At 66.8% G+C, this 1671-nt stretch carries 1 protein-coding gene and 1 pseudogene; both read left to right on the forward strand.

The window, feature by feature from the left end; all coding sequences use genetic code 11:
- A pseudogene (locus AC1VAN_RS21040) lies at positions 1-218 on the forward strand (energy-dependent translational throttle protein EttA); the annotation flags it as partial.
- A 160-nt stretch (positions 219-378) separates the two neighbouring features.
- On the forward strand, positions 379-1671 hold a 1293-nt coding region (locus tag AC1VAN_RS21045; RefSeq protein WP_480986659.1), incomplete at its 3' end, for an NCS2 family permease.

Here is a 1671-nt window from a genome sequence, read left to right on the forward strand (position 1 = left end):
CGCTGGAAGATGCGCTGCTGGAGTTCCCGGGCAACACCTTCGTCATTTCGCATGACCGCTGGTTCCTGGATCGCATCGCGACCCATATCCTGGCGTTCGAAGGCGATTCGCACGTGGAGTTCTTCCAGGGCAACTACCGCGAGTACGAAGAAGACAAGCGCCGCCGCATGGGCGACGACGCTGCGCCGAAGCGCCTGCGCTTCAAGGCGCTGAAGTAAGCAAGAACGAAAGGCCGCGCTCGCGCGGCCTTTCTCTTTTCGGTAGGTCACCACCGTTGCTGGTGACGAAAGGCGTACCGACCAACGGTCGGTACCCACGTTCTGCATTCGGGTAGGTCACGAACCTTGGTCGTGACACCTTATTGTCGTGAGATCCTCCATGTCCCTGTTCGAACGCCTGTTCCAGCTGCAGCAGCACGGCACCACCGTGCGCACCGAACTGCTGGCCGGTGTCACCACCTTCCTGACGATGTCCTACATCGTCTTCGTCAATCCCGAGATCCTGGGCACCACCGGCATGGATGCTGGGGCAGTGTTCGTSGCCACCTGCCTGGCCGCSGCGCTGGGCTCGSTGGTGATGGCGCTGRYSGCCAACTKSCCGRTSGGCATGGCSCCGGGCATGGGCYTGAAYGCGTTCTTCGCCTTCACCGTGGTCGGCGCTGCCGGGCTGCCCTGGCAGCAGGCGCTGGCGGCGGTGTTCATTTCCGGCCTGGTGTTCCTGGTGCTGTCGCTGACCGGCGTGCGCGCGTGGCTGGTGTCGGGCATTCCGGCGTCGTTGCGGTCGGCGATCGTGGCCGGCATCGGCCTGTTCCTGGCCATCATCGCGCTGCAGAAATCCGGCGTGATCATCGGCAACGAGGACACGCTGGTGGCGCTGGGCCCGCTCAATACCGCGCCGCCGCTGCTGGCACTGGGCGGCTTCCTGCTGATCGCGATCCTGGAAGCGCGGCGTGTGCGCGGTGCGATCCTGATCGGCATCCTGGCGGTGACCGCGGCCGGCTGGGCGTTGGGCGATCTGCAGTACCACGGGCTGGTGTCGTTGCCGCCGAGCCTGGCGCCGACCTTCCTGCAGCTGTACCTGCCCGGCCTGCTGCACCACAACGGCGGCGCGCCGATCGCCGTGCTGCTGCAGGTGGTGCTGGTGTTCGTGCTGGTGGAAGTGTTCGATGCCACCGGCACGCTGTATGGCGTGGTCGGCCGTGCCGGTCTGCTGAAACTGCCGGGCGCGCAGAAGCGGTTCGGCCGCGCGCTGCTGGCCGACAGCACGGCGATTGTGGCCGGCTCGCTGCTGGGCACCAGCAGCACCACCGCCTTCGCCGAAAGCGCCTCGGGCGTGCAGGTGGGTGGCCGTACCGGTTTGACCGCACTGGTGGTCGCTGCGTTGTTCCTGGCCGCGCTGTTGTTCTCGCCGCTGGCGGCAATGGTGCCCGGCTATGCCACCGCGCCGGCCCTGCTGTTCGTAGCCGGACTGATGCTGCGCGAACTGGTGGAAGTGGACTGGAGCGACCTGACCGAATCCGTACCCGCCGCGCTGTGTGCGCTGGCGATGCCGTTCACCTATTCCATCGCCAACGGCCTGGCCTTCGGCTTCATTGCCTATGCTGCGCTGAAGGCCGGCACCGGCCGCTGGCGCGAGGTGCACCCGGCGGTGTGGCTGGTGGCGGTGTTGTTC

The organism is Stenotrophomonas sp. 05L44_2 (genome assembly GCF_056665995.1).